General features: G+C 66.6%; 25 protein-coding genes. 20 read left to right on the top strand and 5 right to left on the bottom strand.

Going from position 1 to position 24,837, the window contains the following annotated elements:
* The first annotated feature begins 10 nt into the window (after positions 1-10).
* The 3 genes from ACN9MV_RS08180 to ACN9MV_RS08190 are packed head-to-tail and all read left to right on the top strand — an operon-like array spanning position 11 to position 3,171.
* A complete protein-coding gene (locus ACN9MV_RS08180; protein WP_426391803.1) occupies positions 11-784 on the top strand; it encodes a uroporphyrinogen-III synthase in 774 nt (257 codons plus the stop codon).
* Positions 781-1,881 carry a uroporphyrinogen-III C-methyltransferase gene (locus tag ACN9MV_RS08185; RefSeq protein ID WP_426391804.1) on the top strand — a complete coding sequence of 367 codons (1,101 nt, stop codon included), beginning with the start codon at positions 781-783 and terminating at the stop codon, positions 1,879-1,881. Before ACN9MV_RS08180 ends, ACN9MV_RS08185 begins: the two co-directional genes overlap by 4 nt.
* A gap of 6 nt (positions 1,882-1,887) precedes the next feature.
* Complete coding sequence (locus ACN9MV_RS08190; RefSeq protein WP_093049378.1) at positions 1,888-3,171, top strand: heme biosynthesis protein HemY; 1,284 nt, start codon at positions 1,888-1,890, stop codon at positions 3,169-3,171.
* A 6-nt stretch (positions 3,172-3,177) separates the two neighbouring features.
* Here ACN9MV_RS08190 and ACN9MV_RS08195 read toward each other — a convergent pair whose 3' ends face one another.
* On the bottom strand, positions 3,178-4,740 hold the full coding sequence (locus ACN9MV_RS08195) for an MFS transporter (RefSeq protein ID WP_426391805.1): 1,563 nt from the start codon (positions 4,738-4,740) through the stop codon (positions 3,178-3,180).
* 122 nt (positions 4,741-4,862) lie between these two features.
* Between ACN9MV_RS08195 and ACN9MV_RS08200 the strand changes: the two genes are divergently transcribed.
* Positions 4,863-5,729: a LysR family transcriptional regulator gene (locus ACN9MV_RS08200; RefSeq protein ID WP_093049383.1), complete on the top strand. Its 867-nt coding sequence runs from the start codon at positions 4,863-4,865 to the stop codon at positions 5,727-5,729.
* A gap of 46 nt (positions 5,730-5,775) precedes the next feature.
* Here ACN9MV_RS08200 and ACN9MV_RS08205 read toward each other — a convergent pair whose 3' ends face one another.
* Positions 5,776-8,973: an Rne/Rng family ribonuclease gene (locus ACN9MV_RS08205; RefSeq protein WP_426391806.1), complete on the bottom strand. Its 3,198-nt coding sequence runs from the start codon at positions 8,971-8,973 to the stop codon at positions 5,776-5,778.
* A gap of 562 nt (positions 8,974-9,535) precedes the next feature.
* Between ACN9MV_RS08205 and ACN9MV_RS08210 the strand changes: the two genes are divergently transcribed.
* Genes ACN9MV_RS08210 through ACN9MV_RS08225 form a run of 4 tightly spaced genes read left to right on the top strand, consistent with a single transcriptional unit; the run spans position 9,536 to position 12,702 of the window.
* Positions 9,536-10,636 (top strand): RluA family pseudouridine synthase, encoded by a 1,101-nt coding sequence (locus ACN9MV_RS08210; protein ID WP_426391807.1) that lies wholly within the window; start codon positions 9,536-9,538, stop codon positions 10,634-10,636.
* Complete coding sequence (locus ACN9MV_RS08215) at positions 10,629-11,300, top strand: HAD family hydrolase (RefSeq protein ID WP_093049389.1); 672 nt, start codon at positions 10,629-10,631, stop codon at positions 11,298-11,300. Before ACN9MV_RS08210 ends, ACN9MV_RS08215 begins: the two co-directional genes overlap by 8 nt.
* Positions 11,301-11,312: 12 nt before the next feature.
* On the top strand, positions 11,313-11,684 hold the full coding sequence (locus ACN9MV_RS08220) for a Rieske (2Fe-2S) protein (RefSeq protein WP_093049392.1): 372 nt from the start codon (positions 11,313-11,315) through the stop codon (positions 11,682-11,684).
* A 1-nt stretch (position 11,685) separates the two neighbouring features.
* The gene (locus ACN9MV_RS08225; protein ID WP_093049395.1) at positions 11,686-12,702 is read left to right on the top strand and encodes a S49 family peptidase; all 1,017 of its coding nucleotides are present in this window, start codon (positions 11,686-11,688) and stop codon (positions 12,700-12,702) included.
* Positions 12,703-12,706: 4 nt separating this feature from the next.
* Here the strand turns inward: ACN9MV_RS08225 and ACN9MV_RS08230 are convergent, their stop codons facing one another.
* From ACN9MV_RS08230 to ACN9MV_RS08240, 3 genes are read right to left on the bottom strand one after another with little or no spacing between them, the layout of a single operon-like run.
* Positions 12,707-13,858 (bottom strand): MFS transporter, encoded by a 1,152-nt coding sequence (locus ACN9MV_RS08230; protein ID WP_426391808.1) that lies wholly within the window; start codon positions 13,856-13,858, stop codon positions 12,707-12,709.
* Positions 13,859-13,860: 2 nt separating this feature from the next.
* On the bottom strand, positions 13,861-14,628 hold the full coding sequence (locus ACN9MV_RS08235; RefSeq protein WP_426391809.1) for an SAM-dependent methyltransferase: 768 nt from the start codon (positions 14,626-14,628) through the stop codon (positions 13,861-13,863).
* Entirely contained in the window at positions 14,625-15,206 is a 582-nt protein-coding gene (locus ACN9MV_RS08240; protein ID WP_093075596.1) for a Maf family nucleotide pyrophosphatase, read from the bottom strand. Before ACN9MV_RS08240 ends, ACN9MV_RS08235 begins: the two co-directional genes overlap by 4 nt.
* 82 nt (positions 15,207-15,288) lie before the next feature.
* On the opposite strand from ACN9MV_RS08240, the gene ACN9MV_RS08245 reads away from it, so the two are divergent.
* From ACN9MV_RS08245 to ACN9MV_RS08300, 12 genes are all read left to right on the top strand, one after another.
* Positions 15,289-15,846, top strand: a complete 558-nt coding sequence (locus ACN9MV_RS08245; RefSeq protein ID WP_426391810.1) for a YceD family protein — start codon at positions 15,289-15,291, stop codon at positions 15,844-15,846.
* Positions 15,847-16,001: 155 nt separating this feature from the next.
* On the top strand, positions 16,002-16,184 hold the full coding sequence (gene rpmF, locus ACN9MV_RS08250) for a 50S ribosomal protein L32 (RefSeq protein ID WP_007830466.1): 183 nt from the start codon (positions 16,002-16,004) through the stop codon (positions 16,182-16,184).
* 61 nt (positions 16,185-16,245) lie between these two features.
* Entirely contained in the window at positions 16,246-17,343 is a 1,098-nt protein-coding gene (gene plsX / locus ACN9MV_RS08255; RefSeq protein ID WP_093172178.1) for a phosphate acyltransferase PlsX, read from the top strand.
* Positions 17,343-18,323, top strand: coding sequence for a beta-ketoacyl-ACP synthase III (locus tag ACN9MV_RS08260; RefSeq protein ID WP_093049413.1), 981 nt, complete (start codon positions 17,343-17,345; stop codon positions 18,321-18,323). Before plsX ends, ACN9MV_RS08260 begins: the two co-directional genes overlap by 1 nt.
* A gap of 55 nt (positions 18,324-18,378) precedes the next feature.
* The gene (fabD, locus tag ACN9MV_RS08265) at positions 18,379-19,332 is read left to right on the top strand and encodes an ACP S-malonyltransferase (protein ID WP_097199801.1); all 954 of its coding nucleotides are present in this window, start codon (positions 18,379-18,381) and stop codon (positions 19,330-19,332) included.
* A gap of 28 nt (positions 19,333-19,360) precedes the next feature.
* Positions 19,361-20,104 carry a 3-oxoacyl-ACP reductase FabG gene (gene fabG / locus ACN9MV_RS08270; RefSeq protein ID WP_093049420.1) on the top strand — a complete coding sequence of 248 codons (744 nt, stop codon included), beginning with the start codon at positions 19,361-19,363 and terminating at the stop codon, positions 20,102-20,104.
* 99 nt (positions 20,105-20,203) lie between these two features.
* Positions 20,204-20,443, top strand: a complete 240-nt coding sequence (gene acpP / locus ACN9MV_RS08275) for an acyl carrier protein (RefSeq protein WP_007830471.1) — start codon at positions 20,204-20,206, stop codon at positions 20,441-20,443.
* Positions 20,444-20,545: 102 nt separating this feature from the next.
* Positions 20,546-21,790, top strand: coding sequence for a beta-ketoacyl-ACP synthase II (fabF, locus tag ACN9MV_RS08280; protein WP_426391811.1), 1,245 nt, complete (start codon positions 20,546-20,548; stop codon positions 21,788-21,790).
* Between the two features lie 13 nt (positions 21,791-21,803).
* Positions 21,804-22,286 (top strand): hypothetical protein, encoded by a 483-nt coding sequence (locus ACN9MV_RS08285; protein WP_093172172.1) that lies wholly within the window; start codon positions 21,804-21,806, stop codon positions 22,284-22,286.
* 10 nt (positions 22,287-22,296) lie between these two features.
* Positions 22,297-22,965: an RNA polymerase sigma factor RpoE gene (rpoE, locus tag ACN9MV_RS08290; protein ID WP_093049428.1), complete on the top strand. Its 669-nt coding sequence runs from the start codon at positions 22,297-22,299 to the stop codon at positions 22,963-22,965.
* 17 nt (positions 22,966-22,982) lie between these two features.
* On the top strand, positions 22,983-23,657 hold the full coding sequence (locus tag ACN9MV_RS08295) for a sigma-E factor negative regulatory protein (protein WP_307613624.1): 675 nt from the start codon (positions 22,983-22,985) through the stop codon (positions 23,655-23,657).
* Between the two features lie 25 nt (positions 23,658-23,682).
* Positions 23,683-24,768 carry a MucB/RseB C-terminal domain-containing protein gene (locus ACN9MV_RS08300; protein ID WP_093049434.1) on the top strand — a complete coding sequence of 362 codons (1,086 nt, stop codon included), beginning with the start codon at positions 23,683-23,685 and terminating at the stop codon, positions 24,766-24,768.
* Positions 24,769-24,837 lie beyond the last annotated feature (69 nt).

Genomic DNA, 24,837 nt, shown 5'->3' on the forward strand with positions numbered 1-24,837 from the left:
TGGTCATCGTATGACCGCCCGCCCCGTCATCGTCACGCGGCCGGCGCGCGAGGCGGCGCAATGGGTGAGTGACCTGCGCGCCGCGGGGCTCGATGCGGTGGCGCTGCCGCTCATCGTGATCGCGCCAGTGGCCGATGCCGAACCGCTGCGCACGGCGTGGCGGCAGTTGGTGAATTACGCGGCGCTGATGTTCGTGAGCGCCACGGCCGTCGAGCATTTCTTCCAGCACAAGAACGCCGCCGATACGCTGGCAGGGCGCCGCTTCTGGGCCACGGGCCCAGGCACCACGCGCGCCTTGCTTCGCGCCGGCGTGCCGCTGGAACTCATCGACGCACCGCCTCCCGAGGCCACGCGTTTCGACTCCGAAGCGCTGTGGGAGCGGGTGCAGGCCCAGGTGTCTGCCGGCGTGCGCGTGCTGATCGTGCGCGGCGGCGACGAAGCCGGGCACCCCACAGGGCGCGACTGGCTCGCCAATGAAATCGATGTCGCGGGCGGCCATCGCGACACCGTGGTGGCCTACCGCCGGTTGCCGCCGTCGCTGGACGTCGTACAACGTCGGCTGGCCATCGACGGCGCCGAAGGCCGCGCGATCTGGCTCTTCAGCAGCTCAGAGGCCATCGGCAATCTGCAGCGCGCGATGCCCGGTGTGCAATGGCAGGCCGCGAGTGCGGTCGCCACGCATGCACGAATCGGCGAAGCCGCGCGGGCCGCGGGTTTCGGGGCGTTGCGTGTATGCACACCACTGCGGGATGCGCTGATCGCGTCTATAGAATCCTTGGCATGAGCGCCGCGTCCCCGTCAGACGATTTTTCCTCTCCTTCCCCAACCGCTGCCACGGCGCCGGTGCCCGCCACGCTGGCACCGCACCAGACGCCGGCCGCACAGGCAGCAGGGGCGCTGATCCTCTCTCGCATCGCATTCGGCCTCGTGGCCCTCGTGGCGCTGGCCGCATTGCTGATGGCGATCGCGCTGTGGCAGAAGGTCGGCGGCATGAAGGAGCAGCTGGCACGCCAGAGCGCCGATGCCATCGCGCAATCGATGGAGGCGCGCACGCTGGCCCGCCAGGCAAGCGACACCGTTCGCGAGGCCTCGGCCCGCGTGGCCCTGGTCGAAACCCGCGTGGCTGAAGTCGCGCTGCAGCGCTCGCAGCTCGAAGAACTCATTCAAAGCCTCTCGCGTTCGCGCGATGAGAACCTCGTGGTCGACATCGAGTCGGCCGTGCGCCTTGCCCTGCAGCAGGCACAGGTCACCGGCAGCGTCGAGCCGCTGCTGGCTGCGCTGAAGGCCGGCGACGTGCGCATCGCGCGTGCCGCGCAGCCACGGCTGACGCCACTGCAGCGTGCCATGCAGCGCGATGCCGACCGCCTGCGCAGCACCGCAAGCACCGACAGCGCCGAAGCGCTGCAGAAGCTCGACGAACTGATGCGCGGCGTGGACGACCTGCCCACGCTCAACGCCGTTGCCGTGCGCGGCACCGGCACCAACGCCTGGCAGCCCGAACCGATTCCCGCCGACGCGCCGTGGTGGCGCCGCGTGCTGCTCACCGTGCGCGGCGAGGCCCGCTCGCTGGTGCGCGTCGGCCGCATCCAGAGCCCGGAGGCGATCCTGTTGGCGCCCGAGCAGTCTTACTTCCTGCGCGAGAACCTGAAGCTCAAGCTGCTCAATGCGCGCCTGTCGCTGCTGTCGCGGCAGATGGAGGCCACGCGCGGCGAGCTGTCGCAGGTAACTGCCTCGCTCAACCGCTATTTCGATCCCGCATCGCGCCGCACCCAGGCCGCCGCCACGCAGCTGCAGCAGCTGCAGGCGCTGGTGAAGACGTCCGAGCCGGTCCGGATCGACGACACGCTCGCGGCACTGGCCACCGCCGCAGCAGGACGCTGATCGGACATGCGCGCCGCAATCTGGCTCCTCGCGCTGTTCGCTGTTGCAGCAGCAGTCGCTCTTTTCGCAGGCAACAACCAGGGCACGATCACCGTGTTCTGGCCGCCCTGGCGTGTCGACCTGTCGCTGAACCTCGTGCTCGTGATCCTGCTGGTGGCCTTCGTGCTGATGCACGTGGCTTTGCGGGCACTGGCAGCGTTGTTCTCGCTGCCGACGCAGGCGCGCCAGTGGCGGCTGCAGCAGAAGGAGCGCACGCTGCATGCGGCCCTGCTCGACGCGATGGTGCAGCTGATCTCGGGTCGCTTCTCGCGTGCACGCAAGGCCGCGCAGGCCGCGCTCACGCAGGAGAAAACGCTGTCGGCGCTTGGCGCCAGCCTGCCGCAGGCGCAGCAGGTGCGCGTGCTGTCGCACCTGCTGGCGGCCGAGAGTGCGCAGGCCCTGCAAGACAAGCCAGCGCGCGACGCCCATCTGCAGCAGGCCCTCAACGAAAGCGCCGACCGCGCCGTGCTCGCCAGCCCTGAGACGCGCGAAGGCGTGCAGCTGCGCGCGGCGCGTTGGGCGCTCGAAGACCGCGACGCGGCTGCAGCGCTCGCGCGGCTCGAAGAACTGCCGCAGGGCGCACAGCGCCGCACGCTCGCACTGCGCCTGCGGCTCAAGGCGGCACGGCAGGATCGCCGCACGCTCGAAGCGCTCGAAACCGCGCGCCTGCTGGCCAAGCACCGCGCCTTCTCTGACGCCGCGGCACAGAGCATCGTGCGCGGGCTGGCGACCGAGCTGCTGACGGGCGCGCACGATCCGGCACAGCTGCTTCGCGCGTGGACTGAGCTCGATGCCAATGAGCGCGACATGCCCGAAGTGGCGATTCACGCGGCCCAACGCATGGTCGCGCTGCGTGGCGACCTTGCCCTGGCGCGCGGCTGGCTGCTGCCGGCCTGGGAGCGCATGGTGGCCAATCCGCGCGCGCTCGGCGATGCGCTGCGCGTCAAGCTGGCGCGTGCGCTCGAAGCGGGGCTCGACTCGGTCGATGCCGACTGGCTGGCGCGCATCGAAAGCGCGCAGCGCAACAACCCGCGCGACCCGAACCTCCAGTACCTCGCGGGCATGGCCTGCATGAAGCGCCAGCTGTGGGGCAAGGCCCAGCAACTGTTGACGCAGGCCGGCCTTGGGCTGCAGGACACCGATCTGTACCGTCGCGCCTGGCTCGCCTTGGCCCAGTTGGCCGAAGACCGCGACGATGCCGAGCAAGCCGCCGAGGCGTGGAAGCGCGCGGCGCAGATCGAGAACAGCTGAGCGTTTTCAGGGGCAGGACCTCTCGGCGTGCAGGCCCGATGACCGCGCCAGTGGCTTGCCACTGCCGAAGATCAGCAGACTGACGCCGGCCAGCACCCAGACGCCGACTCCCCCGTAGAGCATCACCAGTCCGAAGCTGTTCACCAGCGCTGCATGCACGACGGCACCGGACGGGTCCGCCTGCGACAGCGCCGGAAAGCCTTCGGCGAGCGACGCGAAGTTGCCGGCCGCGATCTTTTCCGCCAGCGCGCGCAATTTCATTGCGTCCAGCGATGCCGACAACGCGCCGCGCAGATGCGCATGAACGCCTTCGAGCAGGATGAAGCCCATCAGCGCGATGTTGATGGCCAGCGTGATCAGCCGTGCGCTCATGTCCATGCCCGAGGCCATGCCCGCGCGCGAGCTCGGCACCGAACCGGTGGTGGTGTTGGTGACGGGCGTGTTGGTCAGGCCCAGCCCGATGCCAGCCAGCAGGCAGCCGGGCAGCATCGTCATCCAGCCTGCGTGGGCCATACCGCTGCCATAGCGCATCGCCATGAAGCCGAGCCCGATGACGAACAGGCCCGCGGGAATGACCACGCCGGGCCGGTAGCGCAGCGACAGCCGCTCGGCCAGCGGCGGTAGCACGAGCGTGGGCAGCGTGTAGGCCAGCAGTGCCGAGCCGGCCGTGACCGCGTCGTAGCCCAGCGCGCCCTGGAAGTAGATGGGCAGATAGATCATGAACGGCCAGAAGCTGAAGTTCATGCCGATGGAGCCGATGATCGAACCCGAGAAATTGCGAATCTTGAAGACCGAGAAGTCGAACATCGGATGCGGGTTGATCTTTTCCACCCACAGGAAGAGCGCGAAGCTCGCGGCCGACGCCGCGATCACGCCGATGGCCAGCGGGCTCGCAAAGCCGAGGCCCGGCCCCTGCGTGATGAAGTACGTCAGGCCCAGCACCGCAAGCGACAGCGTGACGATGCCAGGCAGGTCGAGCTTTTGCGCATCGGGGTCGCTCGACTCTTCCACGCTGCCGAACACCAGGGCAACGGCCACCGCCGCCAGCGGCACATGGACCAGGAACACCCACTGCCAGTTCGACAGCGCCACGATGGCACCGCCGATGATCGGCCCGAACCCCAGGCCCATGCCGAAGACCACGCCCCAGATGGCGAAGGCCTTGCTGCGTTCCTTGCCTTCCTGGAACTGGTGCGAGAGCACGGCGAGCTGGCAGATCAGCATCGCGCCGCCGCTCAGGCCCTGGAGGAAGCGCGCGACGATCAGCACCGGCGCGCTCTGCGCCAGCCCGCAGGCCAGCGAGGTGAGGCCGAAGAGCACCACGCCGACGACGAGGAGGCGCTTGCGGCCGTAGCGGTCGGCAAGCGTGCCCGCGGCCATCAAAACCGTGGTGCAGGCGATGGTGTAGGCGTTCATGATCCACTGCATGTCGCTGAAGTCGGCGTGCAATGCCTGTTCGAGCGTGGGAAGAATGACCGGCACGCTGGAGATTTCCAGGCCGAACATCAGGGCAATGAGGCAGATCGCGGCCAGCGCGACCCGGTTCTTGCCGGTATGGGAGAGAGGCATCGGAAGTCTTTCGGGAGTCTTTGGCAAAGAGGTCCGGGCGATTCTGGGGAAGGCCTCTTCATGATGGAAATGATTTAATTTCCTAGAATCCATGACGATTCATCATTGATTGGTTGATTGCCATGGATTTCGACCCTGCGCTGCTGCGAGCCTTCGTGGCCGTCAAGGAAACCGGCGGCTTCACGCGCGCCGCCCAGAGGCTGCACCTGACGCAGTCGGCCATCAGCCACCAGATCCGGCGGCTCGAAGAGCAGGTGGGCCGGCCGCTGCTGCATCGAACGACACGCCGCCTCACGGTGACGGAAGACGGCGAAGACTTCCTTCGCTATGCGCAGCAGATCCTCGACACGCTCGACACGATGACGCGGCGTTTTCAACCCTCGCTGATCTCGGGCGTGGTGCGCTTCGGCGCGCCGGACACCTTCATGGGCGACCGGCTGCCGCCGCTGCTCTCGCAGTTTGCGCGCTCGTTTCCCGCCACGCGCATGGAGGTCAGCGTGAGCATGCACCTCGACTTTCGCGCAATGATCAAGGCGGGCGAGCTCGACCTCGCGGTGGTGATGTCGCCGGCCGATTGCGAGGAGGGCACGCGCTTGCGGCGCACGCAACTGGTGTGGGTGGCGGCTGAGACTTTCGAGCCGCCCGCCGGCGCGTCGCTGCCGCTGGCGTACTTTCCGAAGCCCTGCGTCAACCGTGAACTGGCCGGCGCAGCGCTGGATGCGACGCCGGTCGACTGGCACGTCGTGTTCACCTCCGCGAGCCAGCATGGCATTCGCGCGGCCGTGCTGGCGGGGCTGGCCGTGACGGTGCTCACGCGCGAGGACGTGGAGCCGGGCATGAAGATCGTCGACGGCCGCTACGGCCTGCCGCCTTTGCCGAACGTGGATTTTTCGCTGATCTGGAGCGAGGGCGGCAAGACGGAATGCGCCTGCCGGTTCGGCCAGCTGATCCTGGAGATGCCGGAACTGCCGGCGCACGACAAGGCATAAAAAAACGGCGCCACTGGCGCCGTTTCTACTTGGGAGCGTGTGTCGCTCAGAGGCTGCGTTGCTGCTCTTGCTCGAACGGCAGCGACATCGAACCGAGGTCGCGGCGGGTTTCGACCAGCACCAGCGGGCCCTCGTCGAGCACAACCACCGGTGGGCGTTCGCGCGGCACGTGCACCGGCTTCGGCTCGGCTTCGATGGCGGCGCGTGCTTGCGCGATGCGTTCGGCATCCGAGTTGACCCACTGCAGGCCCGAGCTCTCGGCGATCTGCGCGAGCTCGTTCAGCGGCAGTTCGAAAGGCTGGACCTTGGGCAGTGCGCGGCCGTTGGCGGCGACAGGCGCCTTGGCGCTTTCGACGACGATCGGCGCAACTGCTGCCACGACAGCCGGTGCCGGCGCAGGGCGCTCGGTGCGGACCTGCTGCGGTGCTGCCACGGGCTCTCGGACTTCCGGTGCCGCAGCGGCTTCGACTGCTTCGAAGCGTTCCGACGCCAGCGGCAGTTGCTGCTGCGGGGCTTGCTGCTGTGCATCGCCCGTGGCTTCCGTTGCGGCGCCTTCGGCGGTGGCTTCGGCTTCATCGCGCGGGCCGCGTTCGCGGCGGTCACGGCCGTAGCGGTCACGCGAACGGCCGCGGCGCTCGTCGCCTTCGCGGCGCGGTGCCTGCTCGTTGCTGCCGTTGATGCTGGCTTCGCCGCCTTGATCGACATCGGCTGCTGCGGCTTCGGCGCCGCGTGCATCCGCTTCGGCTTGAGGCGCGTCGTTGCGGCGTTCGCGGCGGCCGTCGTTGCGGTCGCCACGCGGTGCGCGCTGCTCGTCGCGGCCGTTGCGGGGCTGGCGTTGCTCGCCTTGTGCGGCGCCTTCGCCGGCTTCGGCATTGTTGCGTTCGCGGGCGCCGTTGTTGTCGGCGCCATTGCGTTCGCCACCACGTTCACCGCGCTCGCCACGTTCACGGCGTTCGCCGCGGGCGCGGGGTGCGCGTTCTGCTGCGTTGCCTTCATCGCCTGCAACGGCGCCCGGCGCCAGTTGCTGGGCTTCGAGGTTGACGTTGCCGTCGAGTGCTTCGGCCGGTGCGTTGTTGCGACCTTCGCGGCCTTCGCCTTCGCGGCGCTCGCCACGACCGTTGCGGCGTTGTTCGCCGTCGCGCGGTGCGCGCGCTTCACGCGGCTCGCGGGGCTCACGCTGCTCGCGCGGTTCGCGTTGTTCACGCGGCTGGTTGGCGGCGTCGTTGCGCAGTTCGCTGCTGCGGCCTTCACGGCCTTCACGGCCTTCGCGACCTTCACGGCGCTCGCCACCACGGCCGCCACGGCGTTCGCCGTCGCGACCGCCGGAGCGTCCGCCGTTCTCGCCGCGGCCTTCGCCGCCGCGGCCGCCACGGCGCTGTTCGCCGTCACGTGCGCCGCCGCGTGCTTCGCCGTCGCGGCCAGGACGGCCGTCGCGACGGGGCTTCGGTGCCTCGACCGGGATCGCGGACGGCGCAGGCGCCGCAGCGGGGGCCGGCGTGCCGCCGAACAGGTTCTTGATCCAGGCGAAGAAGCCGGTCTGCGCCGGAACCGGTGCGCTCACCACGGGCGGTGCGACCGGTGCGGGTGCTGCTGCGACAGGCGCACGCACTGCTTCGGGCTTGGGCGGCACCACGGGCGCGGGCGCATCGGGCAGCACGCCCTTGATGACCGGCGTCTGCTTGTTGGTGGGCTCTTGCGAACGGCGCGTGACCGATGTCGGGTCTTCGATCTCGTCGGCCATCTTGTAGCTGGCTTCGATGTGGTCGAGGCGCGGATCGTCGTGCTTCAGGCGCTCGAGCTTGTAGTTCGGCGTTTCGAGCGTCTTGTTGGGCACCATCAGCACGGTGACGCGCTGCTTGAGCTCGATCTTCGCGATTTCGGGGCGCTTTTCGTTCAGCAGGAACGAGGCGACTTCCACGGGCACCTGCACATGCACGGCGGCCGTGTTGTCCTTCATGGACTCTTCCTGAATGATGCGCAGGATCTGCAGCGCGCTCGATTCGGTGTCGCGGATGTGGCCCGAGCCGCCGCAGCGGGGGCAGGGGATCGACGAGCCTTCGGAGAGCGCGGGCTTCAGGCGCTGGCGGCTCATTTCCATCAGGCCGAACTTGCTGATCGAGCCGAACTGCACGCGGGCGCGGTCCTGGCGCAGAGCGTCGCGCAGGCGGCTTTCGACTTCGCGGCGGTTCTTCGACTCGTCCATGTCGATGAAGTCGATGACGATCAGGCCGCCCAGGTCGCGCAGGCGCATCTGGCGGGCCACTTCGTCGGCGGCTTCGAGGTTGGTGCGGGTGGCGGTCTCTTCGATGTCGCCGCCCTTGATGGCGCGGGCCGAGTTCACGTCGACCGAGACCAGTGCTTCGGTGTGGTCGATCACGATGGCGCCGCCCGAAGGCAGCTGCACGGTGCGGGCGTAGGCCGATTCGATCTGGTGCTCGATCTGGAAGCGGCTGAACAGGGCCGCGTCGTCGCGGTAGCGCTTCACGCGGGCGGCATGCTCGGGCATGACGTGCGCCATGAACTGCTGCGCCTGGTCGTAGATGTCGTCGGTGTCGATCAGGATGTCGCCGATGTCGTGATTGAAGTAATCACGAATGGCGCGGATGACGAGCGACGATTCCTGGTAGATCAGGAAGGCGCCCTTGCCGCCCTTGGCCGCGCCGTCGATGGCGGTCCAGAGCTTGAGCAGGTAGTTCAGGTCCCACTGGAGTTCGGACGCGATGCGGCCGATGCCGGCGGTGCGCGCGATGATGCTCATGCCCTTCGGGTACTCGAGCTGGTCCATCGCCTCCTTGAGTTCGGCGCGGTCGTCGCCCTCGATGCGGCGCGAAACGCCACCGCCACGGGGGTTGTTCGGCATCAGCACGACATAGCGGCCGGCCAGCGAGATGAAGGTGGTGAGGGCCGCGCCCTTGTTGCCGCGTTCTTCTTTTTCGACCTGGACGGTGAGTTCCTGGCCTTCGCGGATCGCGTCCTGGATGCGGGCCTGGCTGGCAGACACGCCTTCGGCGAAGTACTGCTTGGAGATTTCCTTGAACGGCAGGAAGCCGTGGCGGTCTTCGCCGTAGTCGACGAAACAGGCTTCGAGCGAGGGCTCGACGCGCGTCACGACGGCTTTGTAGATGTTGCCCTTGCGCTGTTCGCGCCCTTCGATTTCGATTTCGTAGTCGAGCAGTTTCTGCCCGTCGACGATGGCCAGGCGGCGTTCTTCGGCCTGCGTGGCATTGATCAGCATCCGCTTCATGATGCGTTGTCCTTATATGTATCGTTCTACCGGCCCTTGATGGGCCAACGATGCACGGACGACGCCCGCGAAACCAGGGAATTGCCGCTTGGGCCCCGGATGCTGTTCACTGCCGCGCCAGGCGCGAGCAGGCCTCTCGAGCGTTAGCTCAAGAAGACAGCCGGGGTGGGGGCGCGTGGATGGGCGCGAGCCAGATTCGGTGTTGGCCAGCTATCTTTTTGATAGCTGGTTGCGCAAGAGTGGCGCACGCTGCCAACGATTCAATGCCTGAGGCCACTGGTCGAAACCAGGTTGGCCAGCGCAGGCACATTTGAATCAGCAGCATCAACACAACAAAGGACTCGCTTCGATCCGCCGGCAGCTTGGAAGCTGCAGGCTGGGTATTCCGTATCGGTGTTTCGTGGGTGTCGGCTTGACTTGGGTGCCTGGTCTGCCACTTTGCGCAATTGCGCGGGGTTTGCAGCTCGGCGCCAAAGCGGCATCGACCTCACAGCGCCGTCCTGGGTATTTGATGGCAGTGGACTAAACTTCTGTCTAATCAAGCACTTACATGACCGCGCTGGTGAAAAACATTATAGGTGCGAAGCAAGGCCCCGCGGCTGCTCCAAATCCCGCAGGCCAAAAAGCCCCAGGCGAAGCCGGGGCGCCGCATTCGGCCATCACATTCCTCACGGTCGACGCCGAATCTGCCGGGCAGCGGCTCGACAACTTCCTTTTCCGCCATCTGAAAGGCGTTCCGAAGACGCACGTCTACCGGATCATCCGGTCGGGCGAGGTGCGCATCAACAAGGGCCGGGTGCAGGCCGAAACCCGCATCGAGACGGGCGATGTGCTGCGACTGCCACCGATCCGCATCTCGCCGCGCGCTGAAGAGGGCGGCACCCCGCCGGCACCGGCGCGCGAATTTCCGGTGCTACTCGAAGACGAAGCCGTGCTGGCCATCGACAAGCCGGCCGGCGTGGCCGTCCATGGCGGCAGCGGCGTGAGCTTTGGCGTGATCGAGCAACTGCGCACGGCCCGGCCCGCCGCCAAATTCCTGGAACTGGTGCACCGGCTGGACCGCGAAACCTCCGGCATCCTGCTCGTCGCCAAGAAGCGCAGCGCGCTGGTCGCGCTGCAGGACCAGTTCCGCGAACGCGAAACCGGCAAGACCTATCTGGCGCTGGTCGAGGGCACCTGGCCGGCCAACAAGAAGGTGCTCGACGCGCCGCTGGCCAAGTACTTGCTGCCCGACGGTTCCGGCGCTGGCGCCGGCGAGCGCCGCGTGCGCGTGGTCGCCAAGGACCATCCGGACGCCATGCGCGCCGTCACGCTGGTGCGGGTGCTGGCGCGGCTCTCGCTGCCGGGCGATGCCGCGCCGCTGTCGTTGCTGGCAGTGACTATCAAGACCGGGCGCACGCATCAGATTCGCGTTCACCTCGCGTCGGCCGGGCATCCGATTGCCGGCGACGACAAGTACGGCGAGTCCGAACGCCAGCGCGCATTTCAGAAACTCGGCCTCAAGCGCATGTTCCTGCACGCCTGGCGGCTGCAATTCAACCATCCGGCCAGCGGCGATCGCGTGGCGCTGCAGGCCGACCTGCCGCCCGAACTGCACGCGCTGATGCCGCCCGCCACCCTCGAGGCGCTGGCCCAACACCCCACTCCCACGGCCCATGACTGATTCTTCCAGACCTCTTCGCTTCGACCTGATTGCCTTCGACTGGGACGGCACGCTCTATGACTCCACGCGCCTGATCGTGCGCTGCATCCAGGCCGCGGTGATCGACGTTGGCGGTGCCAAGCCGAGCGAGAACGACGCCGCCTGGGTGATCGGCCTCGGCCTGGCCGAGGCGCTCGCGCGTGCGGCGCCCGACGTGCCGAAAGAAAAATACCCGGAGCTTGGCGCCCGTTACCGCTACCACTATCTTCAGCACCAGGACGACCTCGTGTTGTTCGATGGCGTGCTGCAGATGCTCGATGCCCTGCGCGCGCGCGGCCACAAACTGGCCGTGGCCACCGGCAAGTCGCGCCGTGGCCTCAACGAAGCGCTCAAGTCGGTCGCGCTGCGCGACCGCTTCGACGCCTCTCGCACTGCCGACGAAACCTTCGGCAAGCCGCATCCGCGCATGCTGCTGGAATTGATGGAAGAACTCGACGTGCCGCCGGAACGCACCCTGATGATCGGCGACACCACGCATGACCTGCAGCTTGCGCAGAACGCCGGCTGCGCCAACGTGGGTGTGAGCTACGGCGCGCACGAACCCGCCAGCTTCGACGAATTCAAGCCGCTGCACATTGCGCATTCGGTGGCCGACCTCGAGGCGTGGCTCCTCGGAAACGCCTGAAAAAGTCCCGCCATGAGCGACGAAGAACGTATCCCGTTGTGCAATGCCGCGGACCTGGTCGAAGGCAGCCTGGCCGTGCCCTTCGACGTGGTCTATGGCGGAGAAACCTGCCGCGCCTTCGCGATACGTTTCGAGGGGCAGCCGCATGCGTTTCTCAACCGGTGCAGCCACGTCGCGATGGAACTCGACTTCCAGCCCGACCGCTTCTTCGACGACACCGGCCAGTGGCTGCTGTGCGCGACGCACGGCGCGGTCTACAAGCCCGACACCGGCGAATGCGCGGGCGGGCCGTGCCGCGGCGGCCTCGTGAAGATCGCCTTGAGCGAGCATGACGGCGTAGTGCACTGGCATACTGGCTGGAACCTTCACCCCCTGACCTTCTGACATGACCGACCCGAACCGAACGGAACCCGCCGGGTTCGAACCATTTGAGCCGGCCCCTCCTACGAATATGGCCAAAGATCCCACGCAGCGCCCCGGTTGGGAGCGCGCCACCCTCGAAAAGCTCGCCTTCGCTTCGTTGAACGAACAGAAGGCCACGCGTCGCTGGAAGACCTTCGTGCGTCTGTCCTGGCTTGCCTTCTTCGTCTTCCTGGCGTGGTTCGCGCTCTCGCGCAGCGCGCCGAGCACGGCCAAGACCACGGCGCACACCGCCGTCGTCGAGATCAAGGGCGAAATCGCCAATGGCGGGGATGCGAGCGCGGAGTTCGTGGTCGCCGCGATGAAGACGGCCTTCGAGGACGAAGGCGCCAAGGGCGTGGTCCTGCTGATCAACTCGCCCGGCGGCAGCCCGGTGCAGGCCGGCATCATCAACGACGAGATCAAGCGCCTGAAGGCCAAGTACAAGAAGCCGGTCTATGCCGTGGTCGAGGAGACCTGCGCCTCGGCCGCCTATTACATTGCCGCCGCCGCAGACAAGATATATGTCGACAAGGCCAGCATCGTCGGCAGCATCGGCGTGCTGATGGACGGCTTCGGCTTCACCGGCGTGATGGAGAAGGTCGGCGTCGAGCGCCGCCTGCTGACCGCCGGCGAGAACAAGGGCTTCCTCGATCCGTTCAGCCCGATGAGCGATGCGCAGCGCGCGCACGCGCAGACGATGCTCAACCAGATCCACACGCAGTTCATCAATGTGGTGAAGGCCGGCCGTGGCGACCGCCTGAAGCTCGACACCCCCGGCCTGTTCAGCGGACTGTTCTGGAGCGGCGAGCAGGCCGTCGAATACGGCCTGGCCGACCAGCTGGGCAACGTCGACTACGTGGCGCGCGAAGTGATCAAGGCCGAAGAGGTGATCGACTACACGCGGCGCGACAACGTGGCCGAGAAGCTGGCCAAGAAGTTCGGCGCGGCGATGGCTGAAACCACGGTGCGCCTGATGCACACCGCGCCGGCCCTGCGCTGATCTCTTATTTGTTTTCGCCGCTGGCGGTGTATCGCGCAGATGCCGCCAGCGCCGCGGCGAAGACCACGACGACATAGAGCGCGGCGGTCAGCGAGGTCGCCCGCGCGAGCAGTCCGATCACTGCCGGGCCTGCCATGAACCCCAGATAGGCAAGGGCCGAGACCGACGCAATGCCGCGTGCGGGCTCGATGCCCGGAACTTTCGCCGAGGCCGAGAACAGGATCGGCACCACGTTCGCAAAGCCGACCCCCACGCCCGCGAAGCCGACCAGCGCCAGCCAGGGCAGTTCGGTGATGAGCACCAGCGCCATGGACACCGCGGCCAGCAGGCCGCTGCCGAGCAGCAGCCTGCCCGGCGAGAAGCGGGCGCGCAGCGCGTCGCCGCCGAAGCGCGCCGCCGCCATCGCGGCCGAGAAGCTCGCATATGCCAGAGCAGCCTGTTGCTGGGGACTGCCGATTTCCTGCTGCATATAGAGAACGCTCCAGTCGTAGATCGCGCCTTCGGCGATCAGACCCAGTGCGGCGAGCACGCCCAGCACCGCGAGCGTGCCGCGGGGCAGCAGGAAGCCGTGATCGGCCTCGGTGGCGCCGCTGGTGGCGGGGCGGGGCAGCATGCGTGTCGAGGCTACGGCAACGAGCAGCACCATCGCGACCGAGACCAGCAGCAGGTGCGCCTGCGCGCCGAGCCCGGCCGCCAATGCGGCGCTGCCGCTTGCGGCGCCGGCCATGCCGCCCAGGCTGAACATGCCGTGCATGCCGCTCATCAGGGGCGTGTCGCCGTGCAGTTCGAGTTGGGCGGCTTCGGTGTTGATCGAGACGTCGAACACGCTGGTCACGAGGCCGAAAGCCGCCAGTAGAACCAGCAGCGCGGCATAGCCGGGCATCGCGATCAGGCCGGCCAGCAGCAGTGCATAAATGCAGCCGCAGATGCCGGCTACACGGCGCGGGCCGTGGCGGCCGATCCAGCGGCCTGCGCTGGTCAGGCCGAACATCGCACCGGCACCGGCCGCGAGCATCGCCAGCCCGAGCTGGGCTTCGTCGATGCCGTAGTGCGCCTTGACCGTGGGCACATGCACGCCCCAGGTCGCGAAGATGAAGCCGGCGGCAAAGAACTGCGCGCGCGATGCCCAGCGCGTGGCTGCGGTAACACCCACCATCGTCAGCGGCCGATCGCGAACACGGCGGGCAGGCGTTCGTCTGTGGTGGCTTGTGGCTTGGCGCGCCAGGATTTGACCGTTTCGCTGCGCACGTGGGCGGAGGCGAGCGTCAGGCCGCGCGCCACGGCGAGCCGGGTGTTGTGCTGCAGGGTCTGCACGAGGGCCTGCAGCAGCGCGGCGTTGCGATAGGGCGTCTCGATGAACAGCTGCGTCTGGCCCGACTTGAGCGCGAGCGCTTCGAGCTCGCGGATGCGGGTCTGGCGCTCGCCGGCGTCCTGCGGCAGGTAGCCGACGAAGGCGAAGTTCTGGCCGTTGAGTCCGCTTGCGGCCAGTGCGAGCAGCAACGAGACCGGGCCGGTCAGCGGCACCACGGTAAGGCCCAGGTCGTGCGCGGCACGCGCCACCGAGGAGCCCGGGTCGGCCACCGCCGGCATGCCTGCCTCGCTCAGCAGGCCGATGTCGTGGCCTTCGAGCGCGGCGGCCAGCAGGGGGCGGGCGTCGAACTGGCCTGCGTGATCACCTTTCTTGTGCACTTCGCGCGGCAGTTCCTGGATGTTCTGCGCCTGCAGCGCAGCGGCCAGTGGCGCCACTTCGTCGATGCGCTTCAGGTAGGCGCGCGCGGATTTCGCGTTCTCGCAGATCCAGTGGGTGATGCCGGCGGCTGTCTGCAGCGTGCCCAGCGGGAGGGCGTCTTGCAGCGGGGCTTGCACGTCGCAACCGAAGTCGAGCGGCGCGGGAACGAGGTAGAGCTTGCCTTTTTGTTGTGTCACAGCAGATCGACCCCCGCGGCGCGCAGCATCTGGCAGGTGCGGATCAGCGGCAGGCCGACCAGTGCGGTCGGGTCGTCGCTGTCGATGGCGCTCAGCAGCGCGATGCCGAGGCCTTCGCTCTTGGCGCTGCCGGCGCAGTCATAGGGCTGCTCGGCCTGCAGATAGTGTTCGATGGCGGCGTCGCTGAGGTCGCGGAACACCACGCGCACGGGCGCGATGTCGCGCTGGACGAAGCCGGTGGCCTTGCAGACGACGGCCACGGCCGTCTGGAAGATCAGCGTCTGGCCGCGCATGCGGCGCAATTGGGCGGTGGCGCGGGCATGGTCGCCGGGCTTGCCCAGCGCCTCGCCGGCCAGGTCGGCCACCTGGTCCGAACCGATGACCACGGCTTCTGGGAAGCGAGTGGCCACGGCGTTGGCCTTTTCCAGCGCGAGGCGCACGGCCAGGTCGTGCGGCGTTTCGCCGGGCTGGGGCGTTTCGTCGACTTCCGGCGAGTGCACATCGAAGGGCAGGCGCAGGCGGGTGAGCAGTTCGCGGCGGTAGCGCGAGGTCGAGGCGAGGATCACGGTGCGTTGCATGGTGACGATTGTGCGTGAGCCGCCCAGAACTCTCAGGTATGCCCCAAGCCGGTGAGATGGCCGGCACGCTAGACTGGCGCGGATGAAGAGAGAATTTGCCCCCGAACGGCTCAATGTGCCCGGCTTTACCGCCGCTGCCGCCACCCTGGAAGCCGCCGATCCGGTTCCGAACTATGTACGCCTGGTCGCCGAACTGGCCGTCCCGGCGCCCGACGCGGTGGTCCGATGGGAGGCCCACGGGGAAGAGCGCCCCGGTGCGGATGGCAAGGCCGCGCCCTGGCTGCACCTGGAGGCTGAAGCCACCGTGCCGCTGGTCTGCCAGCGTTGCCTGTCGCCGGTCGACACGCTGCTTTCCGTGGATCGCTGGTTCCGTTTCGTGGCCGACGAGGCCACTGCCGAGGCGCAAGACGAGGAATCCGAGGAAGACCTGCTCGTCGTGAGCCGGGATTTCGATCTGCGTGCCCTGATCGAGGACGAGCTGCTGATGGAAATCCCCGTCATGCCCGTTCACGATGTCTGCCCCACGCCGGTGCAACTTTCGTCCAGCGACGAGGACTTCAAGGCGGCCGAAGAGGCCAAGCCGAACCCCTTCGCAGTGCTCGGCGCGTTGCGTTCGCGCAAGCCCGAAGAGGGAAAGTAGCCCTTTCCCGCAGGCTGGGCTATAATCATGGGCTTCGCGCGCGCCGCCGTGAGCAGCAGTACAGATAAAGGCATTCCATACATGCCGTTAAATTTTTTGTATTGCCACCGCTTGAGCCCGCATCCAATCACTCACCTAACAGTCCAGGAGCCATCATGGCCGTCCAGCAAAACAAGAAGTCGCCTTCCAAGCGCGGCATGCACCGTTCCCACAATGCGCTGGTCGTGCCCGGCATCGCCGTGGAGCCGACCACCGGCGAAACGCACCTGCGCCACCACATCAGCCCCAACGGTTTCTACCGCGGCCGCCAGGTGCTCAAGAACAAGTCTGAAGCCTGATCTCGCATTCCAAGGCCAAGGCCCGAAGCTACTTCTGCTGTAGCGTCGGGCCTTTGTTTTGATGGCTACGCCTTCTTCCCCCGAAATCACTGCTGCGCCTTCTGCAATCACGCTCGCCGTGGATTGCATGGGAGGCGATCATGGGCCGCGCGTCACGCTCGCGGCCTGCCGCGCGTTTCTCGAGCGGCACAGCGAAGCCTCGTTGTTGCTGGTCGGCGCGCCGGCCGCACTGGCGGGGTTTGCCGCGCATCCGCGTGCCCGTATCGTCGCTGCAAGCGAAGTGGTGGGCATGGATGACCCGGTTGAAATCGCCCTGCGCAAGAAGAAAGACTCTTCAATGCGCGTCGCGATCCAGCAGGTCAAGGACGGCGCCGCCCAAGCCGCCATTTCCGCCGGCAACACCGGCGCCCTCATGGCGATTGCGCGCTACCTGCTCAAGACGCTCGAAGGCATTGATCGCCCCGCGATCGCACCGCAGCTTCCCAATGCCAAGGGCGGGGCAACGACCGTGCTCGATTTGGGTGCGAACGTCGATTGCGACGCTGAAGACCTGCTCCAGTTCGCCGTGCTCGGCTCGGCCCTGGTGTCGGCGCTGACTGGCAACGAGGCGCCCTCGGTCGGCCTGCTCAATATCGGCGAGGAAGCAATCAAGGGCAGCGAAACGATCAAAAAAGCGAGCCAACTGCTGCGTACGGCTGCCAACTCCAAGGATCTGAACTTCTACGGCAACGTGGAAGGTAACGACATCTTCAAGGGCACGACCGACATCGTCGTCTGTGACGGCTTCGTCGGAAACGTGGCTCTGAAGGCCAGCGAGGGCGTGGCTTCAATGATCGGTGAATTCATTCGCGTCGAATTCTCCCGGAGCATTTTTACCAAGATGGCGGCAATTGTTGCCTATCCGGTTCTAAAAGCGTTCAAAAGTCGCCTGGATCATCGTCGCTACAACGGTGCAGCCTTGCTGGGGCTGCGTGGCCTGGTTTTCAAGAGCCATGGCTCGGCTGACGAAGTGGCTTTCGGCCATGCGCTGGATCGCGCTTATGATGCCGCTCGCAACAACCTGCTCGATCGCGTGCGGGCCCGCATCGCCCACGCCGCGCCTTTGCTAGCGCGACAGGAACCGGCGGCGCCGGTCGACGCGACGGCCCTTCACGTTTGATGACCCCTTCTTATTCACGCATTACCGGCACCGGCAGCTATCTGCCCCCACGCCGCGTGACCAATGACGATCTCGCCAAGGATCTGGCGACGCGAGGCATCGAAACCTCCGACCAGTGGATCGTCGAGCGCACCGGCATCCACGCGCGGCATTTCGCCGCGCCGGATGTCACGAGCAGCGACCTTGGTCTTGAAGCGGCTCGACACGCCCTGGAGGCTGCCGGCCGTAAAGCCAGCGACATCGACCTGATCATCGTCGCGACCTCGACGCCCGATATGGTGTTTCCGTCGTCGGCCGCCATTCTCCAGAACAAGCTCGGCATTGCCGGCTGCCCGGCATTCGACGTCCAGGCGGTTTGCAGTGGTTTCGTCTACGCACTGACCGTCGCCGACGCGATGATCCGCACGGGCACAGCGCGTTGCGCGCTGGTGGTTGGTGCCGAAGTGTTCTCCCGCATCCTCGATTTCAACGACCGCACCACCTGCGTGCTGTTCGGCGACGGCGCGGGCGCGGTGGTGCTCGAAGCCAGCGAAGAGCCCGGCATCTTGGCCAGCGACCTGCATGCCGATGGCAAGCACGTCGGCATTCTTTGCGTGCCAGGCCACGTTTCAGGCGGCAATGTGCTGGGCACGCCGCTGCTGCACATGGACGGCCAGGCTGTCTTCAAGCTCGCGGTCCGCGTGCTCGAAGAGGCTGCGCGCGCCACGCTGGCCAAGGCCGGCAAGGTCGACACCGACATTGACTGGCTCATTCCACATCAGGCCAACATCCGCATCATGGAAGGCACGGCGAAGAAGCTGAAGCTTCCGCGCGAGAAGCTGATCGTCACGGTGAACGAGCACGGCAATACTTCCGCCGCCTCGATTCCGCTGGCGCTCGACGAGGCCGTGCGCTCCGGCAAGGTGAAGAAAGGCGAAACGCTCATGCTCGAAGGCGTGGGCGGCGGCTTCACCTGGGGCGCGGTGCTATTGAATCTGTAGTGCGTTGCGTCGCCCTGGAAGAGGGCGGCCGCGATGCGAGATGGCGCATACAACAATGAAATCCTTTGCTTTTGTCTTTCCGGGTCAGGGCTCGCAGGCGGTCGGCATGCTCGACGCCTGGGGCGATCACCCGACCGTGGCTGAAACGCTGCGCGAAGCTTCCGAAGCGCTCGGCGAAGACGTCGGCGCGCTGATCAAGAACGGCCCCAAGGAAGAGCTGGCGCTCACCACCAACACTCAGCCCGTGATGCTGGTGGCTGGTGTTGCTGCATGGCGCGCCTGGTTGGCCGAGGGTGGCGCCGCGCCTTCTGTGGTGGCTGGTCATTCGCTCGGCGAGTATTCGGCGCTGGTGGCTTCGGGTGTTCTGACGCTCGCGCAGGCTGCGCCGCTCGTGCGTTTCCGCGCGCAAGCGATGCAACAGGCGGTGCCCGTCGGTGTCGGCGCGATGGCTGCGGTGCTCGGCATGGAGTCGGGCAAGGTGGTGGCAGGCTGCGCGGAAGCCACTGCCAGCTTTGGCTCTGGCAGCGCGGAAATCGTCGAAGCGGTGAATTTCAACGACCCCATGCAGACCGTGATCGCCGGCAGCAAGGCCGCGGTCGACAAGGCCTGCGAACTGCTCAAGGCCAACGGTGCCAAGCGGGCGCTGCTGCTGCCGGTTTCGGCGCCCTTCCATTCGAGCCTCATGAAACCTGCCGCGGAAGCGCTGCGCGAGAAGCTGGCTTCCATCACGCTGGCCACGCCGCAAATTCCGGTGCTGAACAATATCGACGTCGCCATCGAGACCGATGCCGACCGCATCCGCGACGCCCTGGTGCGCCAGGCCGCCGGCCCGGTGCGCTGGGTCGAGAGCGTACAGGCCTTGAAACTGCGCGGTGTAGCCGCCATCATCGAGTGCGGTCCCGGCAAGGTGCTGGCCGGCATGGTGAAGCGCATCTCCCCCGATCTGGAAGCCGCGTCGGTGTACGACCCGGCCACGCTCGCGGACACCCGACAATCGCTCGCCGGCTGACCGGCGCAAGGCTCCGACACTTTTTCTTATGAGCATTCCCAAATTCGAAGGGCAAGTCGCCCTGGTCACCGGCGCAACGCGCGGCATCGGCGCGGCGATCGCGCTGGAGCTGGCGCAGCGCGGCCTCAAGGTCGTGGGCACCGGCACCACCGACGATGGCGCGGCCAAGATCACTTCGGCCCTGAGCGCCTACGGCGGCCGCGGCCGTGCGCTCGACGTGAACGACGGCGCCGCCGTCGAGGCCCTGATCGACGAGATCGTGCAGGCCTACGGCGCCATCCACGTGCTGGTGAACAACGCCGGCATCACGCGCGACACGCTCGCCATGCGCATGAAAGACAGTGATTGGGACGCGGTGCTCGACACCAATCTCAAGGCGGTCTTCTCCCTCTCGCGCGCGGTGATCCGCCCGATGATGAAGCAGCGCTACGGCCGCATCATCAGCATCACCAGCGTGGTCGGCGCCTCCGGCAATGCCGGCCAGGCCAACTACGCCGCTGCCAAGGCAGGCGTCGCGGGCATGACCCGTGCGCTGGCCCGCGAACTGGGCAGCCGCAACATCACCGTCAACTGCGTCGCACCCGGTTTCATCGAAACCGACATGACGGCCAGCCTCCCCGAAGCCCAGCAACAGGCGCTGCTTCAGCAGATCCCGTTGGGCCACTTGGGCAAGCCGGCCGACATCGCGCACGCGGTGGCTTACCTCGCATCGCCCCAGGCGTCCTACGTCACGGGGCAAGAGCTGCACGTCAACGGCGGCATGCACATGTAGCCGCAAGGCGCAAGTTTTTCCCGTACCGGACGCGCGGCAAATGCCACAATGCGCCCGGCTAAAATCCACCGATTACCTACAACCCTCAGAGGGAACCAAATGAGCGATATCGAAGCACGTGTCAAGAAAATCATCGCCGAGCAGCTCGGCGTGGAAGAGTCCCAAGTGACGAACGAAAAGGCTTTCGTGGCCGACCTCGGCGCTGACTCGCTCGACACGGTCGAACTCGTGATGGCACTCGAAGACGAATTCGGCATCGAAATTCCCGACGAAGATGCCGAGAAGATCACCACGGTGCAAAACGCCGTCGACTACGCCACCAAGAATCAAAAGGCCTGATAGGCCAGCTGACAACACTGCAACTGCGGCCGGCGGCTTTTCCTTTAAAAACCGCACGCGCCGACAGGCAACTGTTCAGCGCTTCCAGAAAGGTTTGCCGGCATGACCAAACGCCGCGTCGTCGTGACCGGACTCGGTTGCATCGCTCCTGTCGGAAACACCGCAACCGAATCCTGGGCCAACCTGTTGGCCGGGAAGTCGGGTATTGCGAACATCACCGCGTTCGATGCAAGCGCCTTCGCCTGCAAGTTCGCCGGTGAGGTCAAGGGTTTCGACATCACCCAATACATCTCGGAGAAAGAAGCGCGCCACATGGACCGCTTCATTCATCTGGGTCTCGCCGCCGCCATCCAGGCGGTGCAGGACAGCGGACTGCCGACCGGCGAAGCGCTGTCCTATGAAAAAGCCGTGCGCATCGGATGCAACATCGGCTCCGGCATCGGCGGCCTGCCGATGATCGAGGAAACGCACGGCGAACTGATGAGCCGCGGCCCGCGCCGCGTGTCGCCGTTCTTCGTGCCGGCATCGATCATCAACATGATCTCGGGCCACGTCTCGATCAAGTACGGCTTCAAGGGGCCGAACATCGCGGTCGTGACCGCCTGCACCACCGGCCTGCATGCCATCGGCACGTCGGCACGCATGATCGAGTACGGCGATGCCGACGTGATGATCGCGGGTGGCGCGGAGTCGACCATCTCTCCGCTCGGCATCGGTGGCTTCACCGCGCCTCGCGCGCTGAGCACCCGCAACGACGATCCCGCTACGGCCTCGCGTCCGTGGGACAAGGACCGCGACGGCTTCGTGCTGGGCGAGGGGGCCGGCGTGCTGGTGCTCGAAGAGTACGAACACGCCAAGGCACGTGGTGCCAAGATCTACGCGGAAGTCGCGGGCTTTGGCCTGACGGGCGACGCGTACCACATGACTGCGCCCGACGTCGACGGCCCGCGCCGCTCGATGGCCATGGCGCTGGCCAATGCCGGTGTCAATGCGGAACAGGTGCAGTACCTCAATGCGCACGGCACTTCGACGCAGATCGGCGACGTCAACGAGACCAATGCGGTCAAGCTGGCATTCGGCGATCACGCGAAGAAGCTCGTCGTCAATTCGACCAAGTCCATGACCGGCCATTTGCTGGGCGGCGCGGGCGGCATCGAATCGGTGTTCACGGTGCTGGCGCTGCACGAGCAGAAGAGCCCGCCGACCATCAACATCTTCAATCAGGATCCGGAATGCGATCTCGACTACTGCGCCAACGAGGCGCGCGATCTGAAGATCGACGTCGCGGTCAAGAACAACTTCGGCTTCGGCGGCACCAACGGCACGCTGGTGTTCAAGCGCGCTTGAGCACTGCTCTTTCATGCACAGCGCACCGTCGGTGACCTATCCGGTGGGGCGCTCGCGTGGCGCAACCCGGATTCTCGTTGTCCTCTGGGCCCTGGGCGCTTGCTGTGCGGGCGCATCTTGCTATCTCTTCGATAGCGCCGGATGGCGCCAGCTGCTGCTGGTTCTCAGTGTCGTGTTTGCAGGTGTCGCCGCGGGCTTCGGCTTGCGACGCGATGGCGTGGGCGTTCTGCATTTCGACGGCCTCTACTGGTCGTTGACGGGAGGCCATGCCTCCCGGGCCGTGCATGCTGCCAGAGCGTTCGTGGCGCTCGATTTCCAGTCGCTGATGCTGGTGCGGCTCAGCGAGCCGGGCCGCGCCCGACGCTGGGTCTGGATCGAGCAGCGGGCCATGCCTGAGCGCTGGCGCGACGTGCGCCGTGCGGTATATTCGCGCCCCCCGTCCGCAGCACCTGCGGGCGACCCCTGGCGCGCGACGGCTCCCGCCGACGCGCCCTGATCCTCCGTCGATGACCACTTCTCCGCCTGTGCCGCCGGATTCCGGCCTGAACGATGCGCCCGCCGTGGTGCGTCCGGGCGAGGTCGATTTCCAGCTGGTCCAGCGCACCGTCGCGGGCGACCAGAAGGCATTCGAGTTGCTGGTCATCAAGTACCAGCGCCGCATCGAGCGCCTGATCGGGCGGATGGTGCGCGATGTCGACCTGGTCGAGGATATTGCGCAGGAAACCTTCATTCGCGCGTATCGCGCGCTGCACCAGTTCCGCGGTGAGGCGCAGTTCTACACCTGGCTCTACCGGATCGCCGTCAACACCGCCAAGAAGGCGCTGGTGGACATGAAGCGCGATCCGACTGTCTCCGAGGCCGCTCTCAGGCCTTCTTCTGAGGACGACGATGAAACTTACCGTCCCGGAAACGAACCAACCACCGACGAAACCCCCGAATCGGTCATGGCGGCGAATGAAATCGCCAGTGCCGTCGAGGCGGCCATGGAAGCACTCCCTGCCGAGTTGCGCCAGGCGGTCACGCTGCGCGAAATCGAGGGCATGAGTTACGAAGAGATTGCCGAGGTCATGGATTGCCCTATCGGCACGGTGCGTTCGCGTATTTTCCGGGCGCGCGAGGCCATTTCGGCCAGGGTCAAGCCGCTGCTGGACAACCAGTCCGGCAAGCGTTGGTAAGTAAGCAGGTGAATGAAATGAATCAGACGATGACGGTTCGGGAACAGGTGTCCGCACTTGCGGATGGTCATTTGCAGGGCGAGGCGTTCGCGCAGGCGATCGAAGCTGTCTGCGCCGAAGGCGAATCGCGCGCGGCATGGCAGGCCTACCACGTGGTGGGCGATGTGCTGCGTTCGGGCTCTCATTCGCCGTGCAGCGACACCTCGGCATTCCTGGCGCGCTTCCAGCAGCGATTGGCGGCGGAGCCTGTGGTGGTCGCCCCCATGTCGGCGCCGGTCGCCGCACCAGTGGTACTGCCCGTGCAGCGCAGGGCGGAAGCGGCCAACGAGCCTGTGTTCCGCTGGAAGCTTGTGGCCGGTGCCGCGTCGCTGATGGCCGTGGCTGCCATCAGCTGGACCCTGGTCGGCAACGGCACAGCGGTGCCGCAGGGCGGCGCGCAGCTGGCTTCGGTCCAGCAGCAACAGCAGCCGGCGGTCAATTCGGTGTTGGCGGCGGCTGCGGTCAACAGCCCGCAACCCGCGAGCAACACGTTGACCCCGACCCGCGTGATCGTGGGTAACGGCAATCCGCAGGTCATGCTGCGTGACCCGCGGCTCGATCAACTGCTCGAAGCGCATCAGCAAGCCGGCGGTGCTTCGCAAATGCCTTCCGGTTTCCTGCGCAATGCCACCTTCGAGGGTCCGACGCGCTGAGTGCGCGCACCCCTAGCTGCCCGTAATGACCGTTCCGATGCCGATCTCCGCGCGCGCTTTCGTACTTGTGTTTGCTGCTTTTTGCCTTGCGCAGACTGCCACCGCGCAGACCCGCTCGGGCGCTGCGAATACGAAGAGCGCGGCAACTGCGCAGACGGACGAGCCACCGGCCATGAGCGTGACCGAGTGGCTGCAGCGCATGCACGCGGGCGCCCGGCAGCGCAATTACGTGGGCACCTTCGTGGTGTCGGCGCCGGGCGGCGACCTGTCGAGCGCACGCATCTGGCATGTGCGCGACGGCGAGCATCAGATCGAACGCATCGAAGCTCTCTCGGGGCCGCCGCGCTCGACCTTCCGGCGCAACCGCAATGTCATGACCTTCCTGCCGGAGGCGAAGGTGGTGAAGGTCGAGAAGCGCGAGAACCTTGATCTCTTCCCGAACCTGCCGGACAAGCCCGATTCGTCGATTGGCGATTTCTACGACGTGCGCGCGATCGGCAAGGACCGCGTGGCCGGCTTCGATGCCGACGTGGTGCAACTGGTGCCGCACGACGCGCTGCGCTTCGGCTATCGCATCTGGAGCGAGCGCCGCTCGGGCCTGGTGGTGAAGCTGCAGACCATTGACGGCGATTCCCGCGTGGTGGAGCAGTCGGCGTTTTCCGAGCTGCAACTCGACGCGCCGGTGAAGGCGCAGGCGCTCTCGCAGATGATGTCCAACACCTCCGGCTACCGCATCGAGAAGCTGGAGCTCGAGCGCAGCAATGCGCAGGACGAAGGCTGGACGCTGCGCACGCCCGTGGCCGGATTTAAGCCCCGAAGCTTCTTCCGTCGCCCGACAGCGGGCGGTGATGGCGACAGCAGCGGCAAGTCGAAGCAGGACGCGGCGACGGTCCAGTGGACCTTCTCCGATGGCCTGGCCTCGGTGTCGCTTTTCATCGAGCGCTACGACGCGGCGCGCGCGCCCCGCGACGGCGTGCTGACCATCGGAGCGACCAACGCCATTCGCCGGCGTCTGCCCGAGCCGGCCAGCGACTGGTGGCTGACCGCAGTCGGCGAGGTGCCGCAGCAGACGCTCAATGCATTCGCCCAAAGCCTCGCGCGCACGCGCTGACAGGCCAAATAAGCGCCAATTGCGCTGAACCAAGCACACAGCGCAAACTCATAGCACTTGTTTTCAGCC

Source organism: Variovorax sp. R-27, from assembly GCF_049913215.1.
Lineage (GTDB): Bacteria > Pseudomonadota > Gammaproteobacteria > Burkholderiales > Burkholderiaceae_C > Variovorax.